The sequence below is a fragment of the Anaeromyxobacter sp. SG66 genome (genome assembly GCF_022690805.1).
Lineage (GTDB): Bacteria > Myxococcota > Myxococcia > Myxococcales > Anaeromyxobacteraceae > Anaeromyxobacter > Anaeromyxobacter soli.
The window spans coordinates 1-19,656 of the sequence record NZ_JALCZC010000079.1; the positions used below are offsets into that span (position 1 = coordinate 1).

The window sequence follows — 19,656 nt, forward strand, 5'->3', positions numbered from 1 at the left end:
AGCGGCAGGACCCAGTCGACGCCGAGCCCGCGCTCGACGGCGGGGGCGGCCACCTCCGCGAGGACGCGGCCGCGCTCGGGCGCGGAGACCGCCTCGCCGTCGATCGACACGTGCGTGATCCCGGCGTCCACGAGCGACCAGGTCTCGGAGACGGCGCGCTCCACGTCGAGCGCACCCTCCCCCGCGACCCTCACCTCGCCCGCGAGCAGGAGCGGCAGCCCGCCGGCGACCTCGTCCGCGGCGGCGGTGACCTCGGCGAACCAGCGCTCGGGGCGCCCGCCGCGCGGCAGCGCGAGCCCGAGGGCGCTCCCGAGCGCCTTCGCCGCGACGAGGGCGCCGCGGGCGACCGCCGCCGACGGCGCGCGGACGAGCGGCAGGACGAGGCCCAGCTCCGCCGCGGGCGCGAGCAGATCGCGGAAGGAGAGCGGGCACGCTGCGCTGCGCGGGGGCAGGCGCTGGACGGTGCGCGCGGGCCGGAACGCGGACAGGCGCGAGATCACCCGCACGGTATAGCACGCGTCCGACCGGGCCCGCGGGCCACCCTCGGAGGGGTCGCCGTCAGTGCGTGTGCACGTCGTGGAGGTGCTCGTACTCGACCGACTCGATCTGGAGGGTCGTGTGATCGATCCCGAACGAGCGGCGGAGCCCGCGCTTCACCTCGTTCAGGATGTCGTCGTTGCGGCCCATCGACTCGGCGCGGACGACGAGGTGCGCGGAGAGGGCGTAGAGGCCCGAGGAGATCGTCCAGATGTGGAGGTCGTGGACGGCGGAAACACCCGCCGCCGACTCCATCTGGCGCGTGACGGCGGAGACGTCGAGGTGCCGCGGCACGCCCTCCATCAGGATGTCGGTGATCTCGAGGATGAGCCGGAGCGCGCCCCACACGATGAGCGCGGAGATCGCGAGGGACAGCACAGGGTCGAGCCAGCGCAGCTCCGGGTGGAGCGCCATCGCGCCCGCGCCGAGGAGGATGGCCACGGAGGAGACGGTGTCCGAGAGCACGTGCAGGAACGCGGCGCGCGCGTTGAGCGTGTGCTCCCCGTGGAGGAACCACAGGATGGCGAGGTTCGCGGCGAGGCCGATCGAGGCGATGATCGCCATGAGGCGGAGGTCGATCGGGCCGTGCGGCTCCTGCAGGCGCTGCACCGCCTCCCAGACGATCCAGGCGGAGAGGAGGACCAGCGCGCCCACGTTGATCTGCGCCGCGAGCACCTCCGCGCGGCGGTAGCCGAAGGTGCGCTTGTCGTCCGCGCGGCGGGTGGCGAGGAACGCCGCGACGAGCGCGAGCCCGAGCGCGCCGGCATCCGTGAGCATGTGGGCGGCGTCGGAGAGGAGCGCCAGGGAGCCCGAGAGCCACCCGCCGATCGCCTCGGCGACCATCACGCCGCCGGTGATCGCCATCGACGCGCCGAGGCGGCGCACGCTCGCGCCGGCGTGGTGACCTCCCATGCCGTGCGCGTGCGGCCCGTGATCGTGCTCGTGCGCCGGATGGCCGGGCGCGTGCCCGCCCTCGTGTCCGGCGCGCGGCTCGTCGTTCGGCCCCGGGTGCCGGTGCTCGTGCGCTCCGTGGCCGTGGGAGTGGCCGTGCGACATTCCGCTTGAACCTCCGCGTCCCTCAGTCTACGCCATGGAGCCACGGACGGGCACCCGGGGCGCGAGGCTCTCGCGCGCGCGGCGCCGGTCCGGCGGAGGTCCATGGAGAAGACCGAGCATCTCGCGACGGGCCAGGACGGCACCCGTCTGCACTGGACGAGCACGGGCGCGGGCGGACCTCCGGTGGTCCTCACGGACGGGATCGGCTGCGCCGGCTACGTCTGGCGGGCGCTCGAGCCCGCGCTCGCCCGCGAGCGGCGCGTGCTCCACTGGAACTACCGGGCGCACGGGCGCAGCGCCGCCCCCGAGGATCCCGAGCGCATGACGATGGACGACTGCGTGTCGGACCTCGTCGCGGTGCTCGACGCGGCGGGCGAGGAGCGCGCCGTGCTCGCCGGCCACTCCATGGGCGTGCAGGTCGCCCTCGAGCTCCAGCGCCGCCACCCGGAGCGGGTCGCGGCGCTCGTCCTCCTGTGCGGCGCCCCGGGGAACCTGCTCGACACCTTCCACGACTCGGCGGTGCTCCGCTACGCGTTCCCCTACGCGAAGCAGCTCGTCCTGCGGTACCCGGACGTCGCGCGGCTCGCCTTCCGGACGATCGTCCCGACCGACCTCGCCCTCGGCTACGCGATGACCTTCGAGGTGGACGGCACCCGCGTGCGCCGCGCCGACCTCGTCCGCTACCTCGACGAGCTCGCCGAGGTCGATCCCACCCTGTTCGTCCGGCTGCTCTCCTCCGCCGCCGAGCACGACGCGAGCCCGCACCTGCCGAACGTCGCTGCCCCGACCCTGGTCGTGGCGGGCGAGCGCGACTCGTTCACGCCCATGCGCCTGTCCGAGGCGATCCACCGCGCAGTGCCGGGCAGCGAGCTCGTGGTCGTGCCGGGCGGCACGCACGTCGCGCCGCTCGAGGAGCCCGAGCTCGTCGCCGAGCGGACGCTCGCGTTTCTCGGCGAGCGGGCCCCCGTCCGCCGTGCCGGGCGCGGCGGCGGCGCCGCGACCGGCGCCCCGAAGAAGCCCCGCCGCCGGACCGGGGCGGAGCCGTCGCCCAGGCGCCGCACCCCGCGCGCGCAGAAGCCGCGCGCCCGCTAGAGGCGACCCTTGCGCCGCGCGCTCCTCGCCGTCGCGCTGCTCGGGGCGCTCGCCGCCGCGCCCCGGCCCGCAGCCGCGCAGCCGTACGATCCGGCCTATCGCTGGCGCACGATCGACACGGCGCACTTCCGGGTCCACTTCCACCAGGGCGAGGAGCCGCTCGCCCAGGACGTCGCGGTCGTCGCGGAGCGCGCGCACGCCGCGCTCACCCCCGTGCTTGGCTACGCGCCGCGCCGCACCGAGATCGTCCTCTCCGACGACGTGGACGACGCGAACGGCTCGGCGACGCCGCTCCCCTACGACACGATCCGCCTCTACGCGGTGCCGCCGCCGTCGCTCTCGGAGCTGAACGACTACCGCGACTGGCTCGAGAGCCTGGTCTTCCACGAGTACGTCCACATCCTCCACCTCGACCACGTCGGCGGCATCCCGGGGGCCGCGAACCGGATCTTCGGCAAGCTGTTCGCGCCGAACGGGCTCGTCCCGGCGTGGATGACCGAGGGGCTCGCGGTGCTGCACGAGTCGAACGGCGATCCCGCGAGCGGGCGCAACGCGAGCGCCATCCACGAGATGTACGCGCGCGCGCTCGCCCTCGAGCCGCCGGGGTTCCCGCCGCTCGACGAAGCCTCGAACCCGCTGCTCGAGTGGCCGGTCGGGACCGCGCCGTACCTCCTCGGCGGGCGCTTCATGCGGTTCCTCGAGGAGCGCTACGGGGACGCCGCGATCGCGGGCTACCTCGGCCGGCAGGGCGCGCAGCTCTGGCCGTACGCGCCGTCCTGGGTGGCGAGGCCGTACTTCGGCGGCCGGTCCTTCCCGGAGCTCTGGGCCGAGTACGCGGAGGCCGAGCGCGGGCGCGGCGAGGAGGTGGTGACGGCGGTGCGCGAGCGGCCCGTCACCGCGGCGCGCCGGCTCACGGCGCGGGGCGGGCGCGCGGAGAACCCGCGCTGGAGCCCGGACGGCTCGTTCGTCGCGTACTGGCGGCGCCCGCTCGACGGCCGCCCCGGGCTGTTCCGCGTCTCGCCGGAGGGCGAGGACCTCGGCCGCGCCGCGACCGTGGACGCGAACGGCACGTTCGCGCTCCGCTCGCCGGGCGAGGCGATCGCCGCGATCGGCGAGGTCCACCGCGAGTTCCGCGTCTACGACGACCTCCGCCGCGTGGACCTCCGCACCGGACGCACCCGGGCGCTCACCCGCGGGGAGCGCGCGACCGATCCGGATCTGGCGCCCGGCGGCGCGTTCCTGGTCTACGTCCAGCGCTCCGGCCCGGGGGTGCTCGCGCTCGTGCGGCGCCCGCTCGACGCCGCCGGCCGGCTCGGCCCTCGCGAGGTGCTCTTCTCGCACCGCGGCGCGGAGGTGTACGAGCCCCGCGTCTCCCCGGACGGCCGGCGCATCGCGTTCACGCTCCAGGAGGGCGGCCGTCGCGATCTCGCCCTGTGGGAGGACGGGGGCGTCACGCGCCTCACCGACGACGGCGCGCTCGACACGTCCCCGGCCTGGACGCCGGACGGACGGTTCGTGCTCTTCGACTCGGATCGCGGCGGGCTCTACAACCTGTACGCGTGGGAGGCGGCGACCGGCGAGATCTCGCAAGTAACGAACGTCGAGACCGGAGCGTTCCAGCCGGACGTCTCGCCCGACGGGAAGACGATCGCGTTCCTCCTGTACTCGCGCGCGGGCTACGACGTCGCCACGATCCCGCTCGATCCCGGCAGCTTCATGCCGCCCTTCCCCGCCCCGCCCGCGCCGGCGGCGGCGTGGGAGCAGACCCCGACCCCGACCCCGACCTCGACCTCGACGGCGACCCCGACCTCGACGGCGTCTGCGCCCGCGGCGGACGATCCCGCCCCGCTCCCCTCCCGCCCGTACCGCGCGCTCGACACGCTCGGCCCGACCTTCTGGCTCCCCTTCCTCTCCGGCGACGCGTCGGGGACGGTGGTCGGCGCGATCACGGGCGGCGTCGACGTGCTCTTCCGCCACGCCTGGGCGGCGCAGGCGTTCTGGAGCACCTCCACGCGCGAGCCCGGCTACGCCCTCGCCTACCAGGGCGCCTGGTCCTGGCCGCGGCTCGATCTCTCCTCGTCGCGCTTCGTGGGCAGCTCTCCCGACCCGGGCGACCGGCTCCTGTCCGTGTGGACGCTCGCCGACGCGGGAGCGACCTTCACCTTCACGCGGCTCGCCCGCGTCACCGCGCTGAGGCTCGGCTGGAGCGGCACCCGCTACGACACGCTCGCGGGAGAGCCCGGCCCGGATCCGCGCCTGCCCTACCCGTTCCGCGACGGCTTCCTCTCGGACCTCTCCCTCCGCCTCTCCTACTCCGACGCGCGGCGCTTCGTTCGATCCATCTCGCCGGAGGAGGGCCGGAACGCCTCGCTCTCGCTTCGCTACGCCGGGCCGGCGACGGGCAGCGACTACGAGCTCGCGCGTGCTCGCGGCTCCGTGGAGCAGTACCTGCGCGTCCCGGGGCTCTCGCGGACGGTGCTCGCGCTCAGGCTCTCCGGCGGCCTCGCGCGCGGCACGCTGGGAGGGAGCGCGCCGTTCGAGCTGGGAGGCGTCTCGCAGCCGGACGTGCTGTCGATCGCCCTCGGCGCCGCGCTCGGGCTCACGGGCACGCCGCCGGATGCGCTGCGCGGCTACGCGGTGGGGTCGTTCGAGGGGACGGGGTACGTCCTCGCGAACGGGGAGCTGCGCTTCCCGCTCGGCGCGCCCCGGCTCGGCCACGGCACCTGGCCGCTGTTCCTGCGGCGGGTGCACGGCGCCCTGTTCGCCGATCTGGGCGAGACGTTCGACCGGCCCGGCGAGCCGATCCTCGCGGGCAACCGGCTCTCGGCCGAGGCGCTCCGGCTCGGCGTCGGCGCGGAGCTCCGCCTCGAGCTCGTCCTGGGCTACTTCCTCCGCACCGACCTGCGCCTCGGGCTCGCCCGCGCGATGGGCGCGCCCTTCGGCGGGTGGCGCGCGGCGGACGCCTGGCTCGGGCCCGACGAGGTCTCACCCTACGTGATCCTGGGAGCGTCCTTCTGACCGGGTCGTCCGCGTCGTCGGTCAGGCCGTCCGGGGCCGCCGCACGAACGCCTGGGCGATTCGGAACGGCGCGAGGACGAGCGTGCGCGCGAGGCGCGTCGTGTCCTGGACGAGCTCCGCCAGGATGGCCGAGATGGGCGTGCCGAGCTCCTCGGCGGTCCGCGTCGCCGAGTCCACCTCGGCCATGCGCTCGACCTTGCGCCGCTCCGCCTGGCGGGCAGCCTTGCTCTGGCGGGCGCTGTCGCCGCCGATGAACTGCTTGCCGGGCGCGGCGCGGCGGAACGCCGCCTCCTGCTGCCCCATGGCGCTCTTCGCCGAGCCAGGACGGTTCTTCCTCATGCCCTGAAGCTAGGCGCGGAGCGTCATGGGCGCGAGCGACGCCCCGAGTCCGCGACTCCGCCCTTGCAGGGCGCTCCGGGCGGTGCTAAACAACGCGCCCGTTTCGACGGGAGTGCGCCGACATAGCTCAGTTGGTAGAGCAACTGATTCGTAATCAGTAGGTCCCCAGTTCAAGTCTGGGTGTCGGCTCCAACTTTAAGCGGAATTGGAAGGGGTTACGCGTCAGCGTGACCCCTTCTGCATTTGTCCCCCGTGCGCCCTCCGGCGCCGCGCCTCTCCATCTGCGAAGCCACCCTCTCGCACGCCCGCGGAGCGGTCGGCGCGTCCTCGACCCTCCGAGCCCCAGGCGCCATCGTGAAGACGGAGCTAGTCTCGGGCGAACGAGAGCGGTGCGAGCTGCCGTTCACGAGCTCGGAAGCGACCCCGTGCCGAACCGAGCCGGCCGTGTCCCGCGCCAGCGGCGCTACGCCGGGCGGAAGTGCGCGGTGGAGGGTGTGCGATGGCGGAACGCTTCGAGTTCCTGGTCGTCGGCGGGGGGATCGCGGGGGTCTCCATCGGATACGAGCTCGCGCGCGACGGGCGTGTCTGCCTCCTCGAGCGGGAGGAGCAGCTCTCCTTCCACGCGACCGGTCGCTCGGCGGCGATCTTCATGGAGACCTACGGCAACGCGGCGGTTCGGGCGCTCACCTCCGCGTCGCGCGCGTTCTACGCGGCGCCGCCGGAGGGGTTCGCGGAGGAGCCGCTCACGTCACCCCGCGGCGCGCTGTTCTTTGCGGACGAGGCGCACCTCGCAGCGCTGCGGGCGCACTTCGACGCGGTCCGGACCATCGTTCCGTCGGTGGAGTGGGTGGCAGGCGACGCCCTCACGCGCCACGTGCCGTGCCTCACGCCCGGGCGGTGGGTGGGCGGGCTCCTCGAGCCTGACGCGGTGGATCTGGACGTCCACGCCATTCACCAGGGGTTCGTTCGCGGCCTTCGCGCGCGCGGCGGCGTCGTGCGCACCGAGGCCGAGGCGCTCCGCGTGACGCGGGCCGGTGGCGCCTTCACCGTGACGACCGCCGCGGGCGAGCTCTCCGCGCCCTTCCTCGTGAACGCCGCGGGCGCGTGGGCCGATGTCCTCGCGCGCCTGGCCGGCGCGCCGCCCATCAGGCTCAGGCCGCTCCGGCGCACTGCGATCCTGGTCGACGCGCCCGGCGACGTCACCCGCTGGCCGTTCGCGGCGAGCGCGGACGAGGAGCTGTACTTCAAGCCCGAGTCCGGCCGCCTCCTCGTCTCGCCCTGCGACGAGACGCCCTCCGACCCGTGCAACGCCGCGCCGGAGGACTACGACGTCGCCGTGACCGTGGACCGCCTCGAGCGCGCCACCCTGCTCCGCGTGAGCCACGTCCACCGCCGCTGGGCTGGCCTCCGCTCCTTCGTCGCCGACAGGACGCCCGTGATCGGTCCCGACCCGGCCTGCGAGGGCCTCGTCTGGCTCGCCGCCCAGGGGGGCTACGGGATCCAGATCGCCCCGGCGCTCGCCCGCGCGTGCAGGGCGCTCTGCGTGGGGGACGCCCTACCGGCCGACCTCCTCGCGCTCGGGCTCGCCGCGGGCGACCTCGGCCCGCGACGTCCGGCGCTGCGGAGCGCGTGAGGCACCGCGGGCGCCGTGGTCGGATCCATGCCCTGGCTGGCGCGCGACGGAGTATCGGAACCCAGCACCCTTCTCGAACGCCTAATCGCCCAGGTAGGCGCGCTTCACCTGGGGGTTCTCGGCCAGTTCCGCAGCCGTGCCGGAGAGCGCGATCGTCCCGGTCTCCAGGACGTAGCCGCGGTGCGCGACGGCCAGCGCCATCGCCGCGTTCTGCTCCACGAGGAGGATGGTCGTACCCTGCCGGTTGATGCCGGCGATGGTCTCGAAGATGCGCTCCACGAGGACGGGGGAGAGTCCCATGCTCGGTTCGTCGAGCAGCAGGAGGCGGGGGCTCGCCATGAGGGCCCGCCCGATCGCGAGCATCTGCTGCTCCCCCCCGGAGAGCGTGCCGGCCGACTGCCCGAGGCGCTCGCGGAGGATCGGGAACAGGGCGAAGACGCGGTCGAGATCGGCCGAGACGCCGGCATCGCTCCGAAGGTAGGCGCCCATCCCGAGGTTTTCGCGCACGGTGAGCCGGTTGAAGATCCGACGTCCCTCCGGCACGTGCGCGATCCCGCGGAGCACGATCTCGTGAGGGGGCGCGCCGGAGAGCACCCGCCCGTCGAGCGTGATGCGTCCGCGGCGGTGCGACACCAGCCCGGAGATGCACTTGAGCGTCGTGGTCTTGCCGGCGCCGTTGTTGCCGAGGAGGGCGACGATCTCGCCGCGCTTCACCTGGAGGGCGACCCCCTTGAGCGCGTGGATCCCGCCGTAGAACACGTGGAGGTCCTCAATCGCCAGCACGTGCGCTCCCCGCGGCGCTCCAGGACCCACGGCCGAGGTAGGCCTCGATCACCTTCGGATCGGCCTGGACCTCCTGCGGTCGGCCCTCGGCGATCTTCTCGCCGTGGTCGAGCACCGTCACGCGGTCGGAGACGCCCATCACCACGCGCATGTTGTGCTCGATGAGGAGGATGCTCAGCTGCAGCTCGCCGACAAGCCTGCGGAGGAGCGCCATGAGCCCGCTCGATTCACCCTGCGTCATTCCGGCGGTGGGCTCGTCCAGGAGCAGGAGGGTGGGCTCGGAGGCCAGGGCGCGCGCGATCTCGAGCCGCCGCTGGTCCCCGTAGGGGAGGTTCTTCGCGACCTCGTTCGCGCTGGCGCGGAGGCCTACCCGCGCGAGCAGCTCCCAGGCGCGCCGCCAGTTCCCCGACTCCACGCGGGTGAAGCGGGGTCCGCGGGAGAGCACGTCCCGGAGCTTGAGCGGGATCCGCGCGTGCATGCCGACCAGCACGTTCTCGAGCGCCGTCATGTTGGCGAAGAGCCGGATGTTCTGGAACGTCCGGCACATCCCGAGCGCGGTGATCTGATCCGGGCGCAGGCCCGCCAGCGGCCGTCCCTGGAACGTGACGGCGCCCTCGTCGGGCGCGTAGAGCCCGGTGAAGACGTTGAAGAGCGTGGTCTTGCCGGCGCCGTTGGGCCCGATGATGGAGGCGATCCCAGAGTCGAGGGCGAAGTCCACCCGATGGACCGCGGTGAGTCCGCCGAAGCGCTTCGTGACCGCGCGCGCCTCGAAGAGCGCAGTCATGGGGCCACCGCCTCGGACGGTCGGACGTTCTCGGCTCCGGGCGCCTCGGCGAGCTCCCGCTGGCGGCGGCGCGCCGGGAGGATGCCCTGCGGGCGGAAGATCATCATCAGGACGAGGATGATCCCGAAGATCATCCGCTCGTACTTCGCCGGCTCGAACTGGGTCGGCAGGTCGGCCAGGCGGAAGCCGAGCACCGTGACGCCTTCGTTCTTGAGCTCGTTGAGCCAGAGGGAGAAGCCCTTCAGCACCTGCAGGTTCAGGACCGTCACCACCGCGGCGCCCAGCACGGCCCCGCGGATCGATCCCATGCCGCCCAGGATCACCATGGACAGGACGCCGATCGACTCGAGGAAGGTGAAGGACTCGGGGTTGATGAACACCTGCTTCGCCGAGAACACGACGCCCATGATCCCGGCGAAGGAGGCCCCGGTGGCGAAGGCGAGGAGCTTCATGCGCACGAGCGGCACGCCCATGGCCTGCGCCGCGAGCTCGTCCTCGCGCATGGCTTCCCAGGCCCGCCCGATGTGGGAGTCCTCGAGCCGGCGGTTGACGACGACGACGACGACGACGATCAGCAGGACGAGGAAGTAGAAGAGCTCCCCGTAGGTGAGGCCCAGGAGCGCGGGTGGGCGGCCGATGGGCGTGATGCCCCTCGGCCCGTTGGTGAAGTTGACGGGTCGGTCGAGGTTGTTCGCGAGCACGCGGATGACCTCGCCGAAGCCGAGCGTGACGATGGCGAGGTAATCCCCTCGGATGCGGAGAACGGGCAGCCCGAGGAGGATGCCGGTGATCCCGGCCACCGTGAGCCCGACGAGCAGGAACGCGTAGAACCACCATGGATCGAGCGGGAATCCGCTCCCGAAGATCGCGTTGGCCTGGGGCGATCCGAAGATCGCCCATGCGTACGCGCCGACCGCGTAGAACGCGACGTAGCCCAGGTCGAGGAGCCCGGCCAGGCCAACCACGATGTTCAGGCCGAGCGCCAGCGCGACGAAGATGCAGACCTGCGTCGCGACCTCCAGGTAGTAGGCGTTGTGGGCGCCGACGACCGGCATCATCACGAGCAGCGCTACCCCGAGGAGCCCCCACCGGAGCCGGGCCGGGATGCGGGCGAGGTAGATCACCAGCAGCGAGGCCTCGAAGAGCAGGAACGCGAGGACCGAGCGCGGAAAGACCGCTACCGCGATCCCGGACAGGGCCAGCACGCCGATCGCCAGGCTGGCGCGGAGGATCACGCTCGCTCCCGCACGACCTCGCCCAGGAGCCCTCTGGGACGGAAGATGAGGATCAGGATCAGCACCGAGAACGCGAAGATGTCCTTGTACTCGGCGCCGAAGTTCCCTCCGGTCAGCAAGGACAGGTAGGAGGCCGCGAACGCCTCGAGGAGCCCCAGCACGAGGCCTCCTGCCATCGCCCCGGGGATGTTGCCGATGCCCCCGAGCACGGCCGCGGTGAACGCCTTGATGCCGGGGATGAAGCCCGAGTATGGGTTGACGAGGCCGTACTGGATGCCGAAGAGCACGCCGGCCGCGCCCCCCATCGCGCCACCGATGAGGAAGGTGAGCGAGATGATCCGGTTGATGTGGACGCCCATGAGGCTCGCGGCGACCTGATCCTCGGCCACCGCGCGCATCGCGGTGCCCACCTTCGTCCGGTTCACGATCACGTGGAGCACCCCGAGCATCCCCAGCGCCGCGACGATGACGACCAGCGACTTCACGGAGACGTCGAGCGTGCGAGTGAGCTCGATGCGGTGATCGCGCGCCTCGATCGTCGGATAGACGAGGTTGAAGGCGTTCCGCCAGAAGGACTCGACCAGGCGGATGAGGTCCTGCAGGAAGAACGAGACGCCGATCGCCGAGATGAGCGGGATGAGGCGCGGCGCGTTCCGCAGCGGCCGGTAGGCGACGCGCTCGACGGTGACCGCCAGCGCCGCGCTCGCGGCCATGCCGGCCCCGAGCACGAGGATGAGCACGAGCGGCCACGGCAGGCCCGCGAGGACTCCCGCGCCCTGGAGACCGAGCAGGATCTCGACGCCGACGAAGGCGCCCAGGATGAAGATCTCGGAGTGCGCGAAGTTGATGAACTCGAGCACCCCGTAGACCATCGTGTAGCCCAGCGCGATCAGCGCGTACATGAACCCGAGGATGACGCCGTCCAGGAGGACCTGCGGCAGCATCCCGATGAGCAGTTCAGGGTCCATGGAGCGAGCGGCGCCCGCCGCACGCGGGCGCCGCTACGAGGCGACGCCCGCTCTCGTGAACGGCCGAGTTCTCAGGCCTTCGGGCCTGGCGCGGCGATGCTCAGCCGCTTCACTTCCTTGTTGTCGCCCCACTTCTGCGGATCGGCGCTCGCGACCTCGAGGACGAAGTAGAGCGCCTTCTTGGGATCGCCCTTGGCGTCGAACTGCACCGTGCCGGTGACGCCGGTGTACTTCACGTCTCGGATCGCGGCGCTCACCGCCTCGCGGCTCGGCGTCGCGCCTCCCTTCGCCGCCGCCTCGATGGCCTTGAGCAGGATGGCGGTGGCGTCGTAGGCCTGGGCCGCGAAGGGCTCCGGGTTCTTGCCGAACTTCTTCTTGTACTCGTCGGCGAACTGCTTGGCCGCCGGGTAGACGGTCACCGGACCGGCGACCGAGGTGTAGTACATGCCCACGACCGCCTTTCCGGCGATCTTGGCGAGATCCGACGAGTCCAGCCCGTCCGGCCCGAGGAACTTCGCCTTCACGCCTCGCTCGCGGGCCTGCTTGAAGAAGGGCGCCGCCTGCTCGTAGATGCCGCCGAAGTAGATGAGGTCGGGGTTCTTGGCCTTGATCGGCGTGATGATGGGGTCGAAGTTCGACTTCTCTTCAGTGCCCTCGAAGCCGACGACCTTCATCCCCTTCTTCTCGGCATCGGCCTTGAAGAACTCGGCGACGCCCTGCCCGTACGTCGTCTTGTCGTGGATGACGTAGACCGACTTCACCTTGAGCTCACCGCTCGCGAACTCGGACCCCACGACGCCCTGCACGTCGTCGCGGCCACACACGCGGTAGACGTTCTTGTAGCCGCGGTCGGTGATGGTCGGGTTCGTGTTGGCCGGCGAGATCATCGCCAGGCTCGCGTCCTTGTAGACCTCCGACGACGGGATCGCGACGCCGGAGTTGAGGTGGCCGATGACGCCGAGGATCTGGGTGTCGGCGACGATGTTCTTCGCGTTGGACACGCCGACGTCGGGCTTGGCTTGGTCGTCGTACGGCACGAGCACGACCCGGAAGCCCATCTTCTCCAGGTCTCCCTTGAACTTCTCGACCGCGAGCTGGGTCCCGAGCTTGATCCCCTCCCCCAGCGCGGCCTGGCCGCCCGAGAGCGGGCTCTGGCTGGCTATCTTGATGGTCGCCTTGTCCTGCGCGCGCCCGAACGGCGCGAGCGCGAGGACGAAGAACGTCGCCAGCCCGAAGGCTGTGCGGAGCCGATGCGAGATCATCGTGTTCCCCCTTTCCTGCGCTTCCCCGTGTTGCGCATAACGCATGGCCTCGTGCACCGCCCGTTCCATGACGGACGCGCGGGGCGCGGGAATCGCGGGGTCACGCTCCCGGCGATGCCGACCAGCGGGAGGAGCGTGTGCCGCTGGCGTGAGCGAGGAGGCACTTGCCCGGGCTGACACCGCGAGCCATGGAACGCGCCCGCAGGGGCGCGGCCCCTCGGGCGCGTGACCTGCTCCCGGTCGCTCCAGAGCGCTCATCCCGATGACGCGCCGAGGCAGATAGAGGCGCGAACGTGGTTCGGTCGAGCGTCGCCCGTGCATTTCACCCGGGTGATATTGACGGGGCCCTGCGCCCGGGGTACGTCTTCCCCGGAATTTACCCGGGTGGAATGCCGCCCGGCACGGAGCGCGGGCATGCTCGACGAGGACCGCTACACGGCGTTCGCAGGCGACCGGCTCCTCGCGTCCGGCCTCAGGCGCGAGGTGCTGCTCGCGGTGAAGGCACACCACGACGCCGGCGGGGGCTCGGCGCTGGTGTTCGCGGACGCGACCGGCCGGCAGACCGACTTCGACCTGCGGGGCACGCCGGACGAGGTCGTCGCGCGCGCGGAGGGGCCTCTCAGGACGGGGCCCGGCCGGCCGAAGCTGGGCGTGGTGAGCCGCGAGATCTCCCTCTTGCCCCGTCACTGGGAGTGGCTGGAGCAGCAGCCGAGCGGCGCCTCTGCGGCGCTCCGGCGGCTGGTGGACGAGGCGAGGAAGCGCGAGCCGGACCGGGAGCGCGCGCGGCGAGCCCGCGAGGCCGCAGGCCGGTTCATGTGGGCGATGGCTGGCGATCTCGCCGGCTTCGAGGAGGCCTCGCGCGCGCTGTACGCCGGGGAGACGAGGCGGCTCCGGACGCTGCTCCGGTCCTGGCCGAAGGACGTCCGCACCCACCTGCTGGCGCTGTCGGAAGAGGCGGCCCGGCTCGAGCGTCCGCCTCCGGACGAGCCCACCGCGAAGCCTCGCGCCCGCTGAGGAGAGACCCGATGGATCGGAGAGCGGAGCTGAAGCGCGCGGCGCGCGAGACGAGGCCCGAGGCCGGCGTGTACCAGATCAGGAACGTCCGGACGGGGATGATCCTGGTCGAGAGCACGTCGAACCTGAAGACGCTCAACGGCAGGCGGATGGAGCTCGCGCGCGGAGTGCACAGGAACGCGCGGCTCCGCGCGGACGTGAGCGCGCTCGGCCCCGACGCGTTCGTCTTCGAGGTCCTCGAGGTGCTGCAGGAGCAGGACGAGGGCCTCGTTTACCCCCGGGACGCCGTGCGGCAGCTCGAGGCGGCGTGGCTGGAGCGGCTGCAGCCGTACGGCGACCGCGGCTACAACGTCCGGCCCGGATCGGGCACGACCTGACCGGCCGGGATCGCGCCGCGCCGTCGCCCGAATGCAGGATCCATGTCGGGATCAGGGACGACGAGCGGCCCCGCGGCGCGCGAGGCGCCGGGAGCCGCGGTCATCACCGCTCGGGCTACGGCCTCGGCTGGTGGATCTCGATCGGATCCATGAACCGGCCGTCGCCGTGGCAGACGTCGCAGGATTCGACGCCGTTGATGGTGTTGAGCGAGATGTGCGCGTCGGCGGCGATGCCGTCGTGGCAGCTGCCGCAGTGCGCGCGGCCGGATCCCACGAACGTCTCCGTCTTGTTCCAGTACGCGTCGCCGGCGGCGGTGTCGGGCGCGACGACGCCGCCGCTGGCGCTGAGCGTGCCGCACACGGCGTTCGCGTCCGCGCTCGGGTCCTCCTTGCAGGTGAAGGTCACGAAGCGCGTCGGCAGCACGGTCGGCTCGGGGAGGCCGTAGCCGCCCGGCAGGTGGCAGGTCTGGCAGTTCTCGAGGTCGCCGGGGAAGGCGTGGCTGAACTCGACCGGCGGCGCCTCGCCCTCGGCCCGGCCCGTGGCCGGATTCGCCCTGAAGTCACGCGTCGCGCCGAGCGTGAACGTCGGCCGCGGGCTCGGGAGCGAGCCCTGCGGGACGATCTCGGAGCCCTTGTGGATCCTGTGGATCATCACGGAGAGCTGGACGGTGCCGGGCGTCTTCGTGAACGGCTGGCCGGTGGCCGGGTCGACCTCGAACTGCGAGGTGCGCTCGTCGTTCACGTTCTGGGAGTTGTGGCACATCGCGCAGTAGTCGGGACCCTTGCGCGCCTCGCCGCCGTGGAAGCCGAGGTCCTCGTGGCAGACGTTGCACTTCGCGGCGTCGGTGATGAGGCGGCGCGGGGTGGCGGTGCCCCCGCCGACCCGGGCGTAGATGACGCCCGTGGGTGAGGTCGCCGTCGGGGGCAGCGGCCGCTGGGCCCACTCGCGCTGGGCGCAGGGCGGGGTGGGACAGGTGCCGGTCTCGAGGACGTAGGCTTCCACGCCCACGCCGACGGTCTGGCCGTTCGCCGGCGTCAGGTCGATGGGAGTCGCCACGGGCGGCGTCGCCGACGACAGGGTCACGAGGGGAGCGGTGAACTGGCCCGGGGTGCCCGTGGCGGTCAGGAGCGCGGCGCCCGCGCCGCCGAAGTTGCCCGTCTGGATGTAGCCGAACGCGTGCCCGAGGACGTCGGTCCCCGCGACGGGGCCTTTCGGGCCACCGTAGTCGGTCGTCGGGCCGGCGATGGTGAAGCGCAGGTTGGCGAGCGGCGTGGCCTTGATGTCGGCGGGTGCGCCGTTGAGCGTCACGGTGAACTTCACCGTCCCGGCCGCCGGAGTGGTCACGTCGACCGCGTCGATGGTGACGCCGAGGTCCGCGCCCGTGAAGGAGGTGTTGGTCAGCGCGTCGTAGAGGAACGAATGCACCTTCGTGATCGACGGCGCCGCGCCGAGCGGAGGCGTGTCGTCCGGGTGGTGGCAGGCGGCGCAGGTGTCGTCCGCGGCCGCCAGGCCGCCGGCGTGGCCTGCGCCGGTGGCGAAGTCGACCGCATAGTGACAGGAGCCGCAGGCGGCGCGGCTGGGCTTGGTCTTCCAGTTGTCCGACTGCGCGCCTCCCTGGTGGCAGAAGACGCAGTTCCTGACGGTGTTGGGGGGGGCGAAGGCGACCGTGCTGAAGTCGTTCGTGGCGCTCCACTTGTAGACGTAGGGCTTGGCGTTCTGCACGTCGGTCGGCTGCTGGCCGCGGTGGATCTGATGCACCAGCACGCGGAAGTCGATGGCGTTGGCGGTGGCGTTCGCGCTCGGCTTCAGCACCCAGCCCGGCGTGTGGCAGGTGAGGCAGAGGCCGACGGTGCGGCGCGTGCCGTGCGCCGTCAGGTGCCTGTGGCAGTTGTTGCAGGCCGCGTCGGAGACGACCTGGCGCGGGGTGACCGTGCCGCCGGCCGGGATGAACTCGAACGAGGCGCCGGCGGGGTACTGGATGCCCTCGAACGTCCGGGCCGCCTGCATGCCGACCAGCGTCTGCGCGGACTGCACCGGCGCGATCGGGAAGCCGGAGGCGAGCGTCGGGAGCGCGGGTGCGGCGATCGGGAAGGTGAAGGTGTAGGACCCGTCGGCGTTCTTGGTGTACAGGGCGGCGGCGTCGGTGAGCGAGATGCTGGCCGGCACCTGGGTCGGGCGGGTCTGCTTGCCGCTCGGATCGCCCGCGGAGTCGGTCTCGTACAGCGCCTGGTCGTACGTGCCGCCCCCCGCGGAGGCCTGTGCGATGCTGAAGCGCGGACCGCGGGTGGCGCCGAAGTTGCCGGCGAGGAGCTCGGCGAGGAAGTCGACCGGCGTTCCCGCCGCGTCCTTGACCGTGAAGGTGACGGTCGCCGGCCCCGCGGCCGGAGCGGTCGCGGAGACGATGCCGACCTGCAGCCCTGCGCCGGGAGGCGCTGCAGCGGCGCCCTGCCCCGGCGGCCCGGCCGGGCCCCGATCGCCCTTGCAGCCGGTGAGCGCGATCGCACCGGCAAACATCAAAGCCGCGCCCTTCTTCAGGATCGACCCGGACATAGCGCTCTCCGAGCAAATGGTTGGCTGGTGCGAGCGGAGGCGTCCAACTGCTTGCCGCGTGGAACGAATCTGGCGCGCGACGAGACGGCGCAGTCAACTCGACCCGCGGACTCTCTGAGGCACCGCCGAAAGAGCGTCGAGCGCTGCCTGTATCGCGCGTCGCGGACGTCGGCCGAGCCCAGCCCGCACGCTCACTCGGGCGGCCGAGGAGCGTGGCTCCGTCCATGCTCCATGACGTGCCGGGCGCGAACCCTGGTGTAGTCAGAAGTCCGCCCGCTCGACCCCTATCCGAGCCTCGCGTTGAACTGTCGGTCCGCCGCAGGCGGCGTTAGATTGCCGCCGCCTGAAGAGCCCCCGAGGCGGGGTCCCGGAGGCGCGGATCTCCGCGCGCTCGCGCCGTGGCAACCTCGCCATTATATTAAGGAATCGCGGTAATTCGCAGATTTTGACCGCGAGCGGAACGAGGGCTAGCATGCGCCCGGCTTCGCCTCCTTGACGAAGCGCGGAGTCCCCCCCAACCGAGGTCGACAGCGATGGCCGGTCGAAACGGCAGGAAGAGCTTCTACGACGAGGCGATGGAGACGTTCCATCGTGCGGCGGATCTCATCCAGATGAACCCCCGCGTCCGGATGGAGCTGGAGGAGCCGGACTTCGAGCACATCTTCTACGTCACCACGGAGCTGCGCGACCGGCTCGTGCCCCTCTCCGCCGAGGACGCGCCCAAGTTCAAGAACCTGCAGCCCTCGGACATGAAGGCGGCCGACGCGCTCGAGCCGCTCGCGAACGGCAACTTCATCCTGCACCGCCGCGCGCTGCTCCGCTCCGACATCCACATGCAGCAGGGCGTCATCAACATCCCGAAGATGGGCCTCTTCCGGATCGAGAAGGGTGGCCCGCGGAAGTTCAAGGCCTACCGCATCCAGCACAACCAGGTGCGCGGTCCGTACAAGGGCGGCATCCGCTACCACAAGGACGTCTCGCTCGACCTCTTCAAGATGCTCGCCGCCGACATGACCTGGAAGACGGCGATCGCGGAGATCCCGTTCGGCGGCGCGAAGGGCGGCATCAAGCTCGACCCCTTCAACTACTCGCGCGAGGAGATCGAGCACATCACCCTCCGCTACATCTACAAGTTCAAGAACTTCATGGGCCCGTTCGTGGACATCCCGGCGCCCGACGTCGGGACGAACGGGGAAATCATGGCGTACATGATGCGCCAGTTCACGGACGGTGAGCGCGAGCACCACAAGCTCCGCGGCGTGGTCACCGGCAAGGACGTGCGCATCGGCGGCTCCGAGGGGCGCGTCCGCGCCACCGGCCAGGGCGTCGTGTACTGCATCGAGGAGTGGGCGCGCGATCGCGGCTTCGACCTCAAGGGCGCGCGGATCCTCGTGCAGGGCTTCGGCAACGTGGGCTCCTCGGCCGCGGAGATCCTCGCCGCGCACGGCGCCAAGATCGTCGCCGTGAACGACGCCAACGGGACGATCCACAACGACAAGGGGATCGACGTCGCCGCCCTGGTGCAGTACGTCCACGGCAACAAGGAGAACCTCCGCCGCACCGTCGAGGGGTTCCCGGGGGCGACCGCCATCTCCAAGGACGACTTCTGGTCCGTCGACGCCGACATCTGCATCCCCGCCGCGCTCGGCGAGGAGATCACGGGCGACGTCGCGGAGCGGCTCAAGGTGAAGCTCGTGGCGGAGGGCGCGAACGGCCCCACCACCCGCGACGGCGATCGCGTGATGCTGGGCCGGAAGATCGATCTCATCCCGGACATCATCTGCAACGCCGGCGGCGTCACCGTCTCGTACTACGAGTGGTTGCAGAACCAGCGGCTCGAGCACTGGACCGAGGGCGACGTGAACCGCCGCCTGGAGCAGGCCATCAAGAAGAACTACGCGATCATCCGCGACATCGCCCGGAACCGCCCGCAGCGCACCCCACACTACGACTCGCGCCCGTACTGCGTCGGCCAGGAGATCGACGTCCGCACCGCCGCGATGGTCCTCGCGCTGAAGCGCGTGGAGGCGCACTACCTCATCGAGGGCTTCTCGCAGTAGCGGCCCGAAGGCCGCCCTCCGACGGCCCGCCCCACCCCGCGCCCGGCGTCGCGCCGCGCCTCCCCGGAGGCCGGCCCGCCGGGCGCGGCCGTTCAGTCCTCGTCGCCGGCGATCGCGTCGAGGAGCGGCTCCCGGCGCCGCGCGAGGAGCCGCGCGGCCGCGGGCAGCGCGACGCGGTAGGCGATGGCGCCGGCGAGCCCGAGCGCCGTCCAGCCCAGGACGAGCAGCCAGGGCGCGTCCCGGCGGACGGCGAAGACCACCGGGACCGCGAAGGCGCCCGCGGCGCACGAGACGATGACCATCCCCGCGAGCGACGAGAGCGGGGACAGCGACCCGCCGCGCTGGACGGTGCTCGCGGCGGCGCGCGGGTTCAGCACCGAGACGAAGTTGCCCGCCGCGAGCAGCCAGGGGGCGATGCCGGCGTGGAGCGCCACCGCGGCGAGGAGCGCCCAGCCCGGCAGCGGACCGCCGACCGCGATCGCCGCGGCCGCGGCCGCCGCGAAGAGCGCGGCGGAGAGCCCGTAGGCCGCGAGGTTCTTCGCGACGAGCACCTCGGCTGGCGCGACGGGGACGAGGAACCAGACGCGGCCGCCGCCCCGCTCCCAGCCGAAGGCGTTGAGCCAGAAGATCTGCGCCGCCATGTGCGCGTAGAGCGCGAAGCCCAGCACCGGCAGCGCTCGCACGACCTCACCGGACCCGTCGGGCAGCCGGGGCGGGATCTTCCACGCGACGATCGCGGCGAACGGCGGCAGGATGAGCGCGAGCAGCGTCGCGACCGGGTGGCGGAGGACGTACTTCGCCTCCTTCTCGACGAGCGCGCCCAGCCGGCCCGGGAGCGGCCAGCCGCCTTGGCCCGTCGCCGCCGCGCGCGGCGCGCCGCCTGCCCCGGCCCGGGCCGAGGCGAGCGCGAGCCGGTAAGCGGCCCAGGCGGTCGCGCCGCCGGCCAG

The 19,656-nt window shown here is 72.3% G+C and carries 14 protein-coding genes, 1 tRNA gene and 2 pseudogenes; 7 read left to right on the forward strand and 10 right to left on the reverse strand.

Going from position 1 to position 19,656, the window contains the following annotated elements:
- Positions 1-500: pseudogene (locus tag MNZ39_RS17795) on the reverse strand (hypothetical protein); the annotation flags it as partial.
- A gap of 58 nt (positions 501-558) precedes the next feature.
- Positions 559-1,593: a cation diffusion facilitator family transporter gene (locus tag MNZ39_RS17800; RefSeq protein ID WP_242340427.1), complete on the reverse strand. Its 1,035-nt coding sequence runs from the start codon at positions 1,591-1,593 to the stop codon at positions 559-561.
- A gap of 102 nt (positions 1,594-1,695) precedes the next feature.
- On the opposite strand from MNZ39_RS17800, the gene MNZ39_RS17805 reads away from it, so the two are divergent.
- The gene (locus tag MNZ39_RS17805) at positions 1,696-2,685 is read left to right on the forward strand and encodes an alpha/beta fold hydrolase (RefSeq protein ID WP_242340428.1); all 990 of its coding nucleotides are present in this window, start codon (positions 1,696-1,698) and stop codon (positions 2,683-2,685) included.
- Positions 2,686-2,694: 9 nt separating this feature from the next.
- Complete coding sequence (locus MNZ39_RS17810; protein WP_242340429.1) at positions 2,695-5,703, forward strand: BamA/TamA family outer membrane protein; 3,009 nt, start codon at positions 2,695-2,697, stop codon at positions 5,701-5,703.
- Positions 5,704-5,724: 21 nt separating this feature from the next.
- Here MNZ39_RS17810 and MNZ39_RS17815 read toward each other — a convergent pair whose 3' ends face one another.
- Positions 5,725-6,042 carry a translation initiation factor IF-2 gene (locus MNZ39_RS17815; protein WP_242340430.1) on the reverse strand — a complete coding sequence of 106 codons (318 nt, stop codon included), beginning with the start codon at positions 6,040-6,042 and terminating at the stop codon, positions 5,725-5,727.
- 116 nt (positions 6,043-6,158) lie between these two features.
- Here MNZ39_RS17815 and MNZ39_RS17820 point away from each other — a divergent pair.
- Together MNZ39_RS17820 and MNZ39_RS17825 are read left to right on the forward strand one after the other, a co-directional pair.
- Positions 6,159-6,234, forward strand: a tRNA-Thr gene (locus tag MNZ39_RS17820).
- Positions 6,235-6,541: 307 nt separating this feature from the next.
- Positions 6,542-7,675 (forward strand): FAD-binding oxidoreductase, encoded by a 1,134-nt coding sequence (locus MNZ39_RS17825; protein WP_242340431.1) that lies wholly within the window; start codon positions 6,542-6,544, stop codon positions 7,673-7,675.
- An 81-nt stretch (positions 7,676-7,756) separates the two neighbouring features.
- Here MNZ39_RS17825 and MNZ39_RS17830 read toward each other — a convergent pair whose 3' ends face one another.
- The 5 genes from MNZ39_RS17830 to MNZ39_RS17850 form a co-directional block, all read right to left on the reverse strand.
- Positions 7,757-8,458 (reverse strand): ABC transporter ATP-binding protein, encoded by a 702-nt coding sequence (locus MNZ39_RS17830; RefSeq protein WP_242340432.1) that lies wholly within the window; start codon positions 8,456-8,458, stop codon positions 7,757-7,759.
- Positions 8,445-9,242, reverse strand: coding sequence for an ABC transporter ATP-binding protein (locus tag MNZ39_RS17835; RefSeq protein ID WP_242340433.1), 798 nt, complete (start codon positions 9,240-9,242; stop codon positions 8,445-8,447). Before MNZ39_RS17835 ends, MNZ39_RS17830 begins: the two co-directional genes overlap by 14 nt.
- Complete coding sequence (locus MNZ39_RS17840; protein ID WP_242340434.1) at positions 9,239-10,477, reverse strand: high-affinity branched-chain amino acid ABC transporter permease LivM; 1,239 nt, start codon at positions 10,475-10,477, stop codon at positions 9,239-9,241. Before MNZ39_RS17840 ends, MNZ39_RS17835 begins: the two co-directional genes overlap by 4 nt.
- Positions 10,474-11,445: a branched-chain amino acid ABC transporter permease gene (locus tag MNZ39_RS17845; protein ID WP_242340435.1), complete on the reverse strand. Its 972-nt coding sequence runs from the start codon at positions 11,443-11,445 to the stop codon at positions 10,474-10,476. The genes MNZ39_RS17840 and MNZ39_RS17845 overlap by 4 nt, the downstream gene beginning before the upstream one ends.
- A gap of 71 nt (positions 11,446-11,516) precedes the next feature.
- The gene (locus MNZ39_RS17850; RefSeq protein ID WP_242340436.1) at positions 11,517-12,707 is read right to left on the reverse strand and encodes a branched-chain amino acid ABC transporter substrate-binding protein; all 1,191 of its coding nucleotides are present in this window, start codon (positions 12,705-12,707) and stop codon (positions 11,517-11,519) included.
- Between the two features lie 414 nt (positions 12,708-13,121).
- Between MNZ39_RS17850 and MNZ39_RS17855 the strand changes: the two genes are divergently transcribed.
- The gene (locus tag MNZ39_RS17855; RefSeq protein WP_242340437.1) at positions 13,122-13,721 is read left to right on the forward strand and encodes a DUF2239 family protein; all 600 of its coding nucleotides are present in this window, start codon (positions 13,122-13,124) and stop codon (positions 13,719-13,721) included.
- Positions 13,722-13,732: 11 nt separating this feature from the next.
- Complete coding sequence (locus MNZ39_RS17860; protein ID WP_242340438.1) at positions 13,733-14,098, forward strand: GIY-YIG nuclease family protein; 366 nt, start codon at positions 13,733-13,735, stop codon at positions 14,096-14,098.
- 115 nt (positions 14,099-14,213) lie between these two features.
- Here the strand turns inward: MNZ39_RS17860 and MNZ39_RS17865 are convergent, their stop codons facing one another.
- Positions 14,214-16,649: an OmcA/MtrC family decaheme c-type cytochrome gene (locus tag MNZ39_RS17865; protein ID WP_242340439.1), complete on the reverse strand. Its 2,436-nt coding sequence runs from the start codon at positions 16,647-16,649 to the stop codon at positions 14,214-14,216.
- Between the two features lie 533 nt (positions 16,650-17,182).
- Here MNZ39_RS17865 and MNZ39_RS17870 point away from each other — a divergent pair.
- Complete coding sequence (locus MNZ39_RS17870) at positions 17,183-18,709, forward strand: Glu/Leu/Phe/Val dehydrogenase (RefSeq protein ID WP_242340440.1); 1,527 nt, start codon at positions 17,183-17,185, stop codon at positions 18,707-18,709.
- 92 nt (positions 18,710-18,801) lie between these two features.
- Here MNZ39_RS17870 and MNZ39_RS17875 read toward each other — a convergent pair.
- Positions 18,802-19,656 (reverse strand): annotated as a pseudogene (locus MNZ39_RS17875) (hypothetical protein); the annotation flags it as partial.

Coding starts and splice junctions, on each gene's coding strand:
- MNZ39_RS17800 (WP_242340427.1), bottom strand. CDS start 1,593: ATGTCGCACGGCCACTCCCACGGCCACGGAGCGCACGAGCACCGGCAC.
- MNZ39_RS17805 (WP_242340428.1), top strand. CDS start 1,696: ATGGAGAAGACCGAGCATCTCGCGACGGGCCAGGACGGCACCCGTCTG.
- MNZ39_RS17815 (WP_242340430.1), bottom strand. CDS start 6,042: ATGAGGAAGAACCGTCCTGGCTCGGCGAAGAGCGCCATGGGGCAGCAG.
- MNZ39_RS17825 (WP_242340431.1), top strand. CDS start 6,542: ATGGCGGAACGCTTCGAGTTCCTGGTCGTCGGCGGGGGGATCGCGGGG.
- MNZ39_RS17835 (WP_242340433.1), bottom strand. CDS start 9,242: ATGACTGCGCTCTTCGAGGCGCGCGCGGTCACGAAGCGCTTCGGCGGA.
- MNZ39_RS17845 (WP_242340435.1), bottom strand. CDS start 11,445: ATGGACCCTGAACTGCTCATCGGGATGCTGCCGCAGGTCCTCCTGGAC.
- MNZ39_RS17850 (WP_242340436.1), bottom strand. CDS start 12,707: ATGATCTCGCATCGGCTCCGCACAGCCTTCGGGCTGGCGACGTTCTTC.
- MNZ39_RS17855 (WP_242340437.1), top strand. CDS start 13,122: ATGCTCGACGAGGACCGCTACACGGCGTTCGCAGGCGACCGGCTCCTC.
- MNZ39_RS17860 (WP_242340438.1), top strand. CDS start 13,733: ATGGATCGGAGAGCGGAGCTGAAGCGCGCGGCGCGCGAGACGAGGCCC.
- MNZ39_RS17865 (WP_242340439.1), bottom strand. CDS start 16,649: ATGTCCGGGTCGATCCTGAAGAAGGGCGCGGCTTTGATGTTTGCCGGT.
- MNZ39_RS17870 (WP_242340440.1), top strand. CDS start 17,183: ATGGCCGGTCGAAACGGCAGGAAGAGCTTCTACGACGAGGCGATGGAG.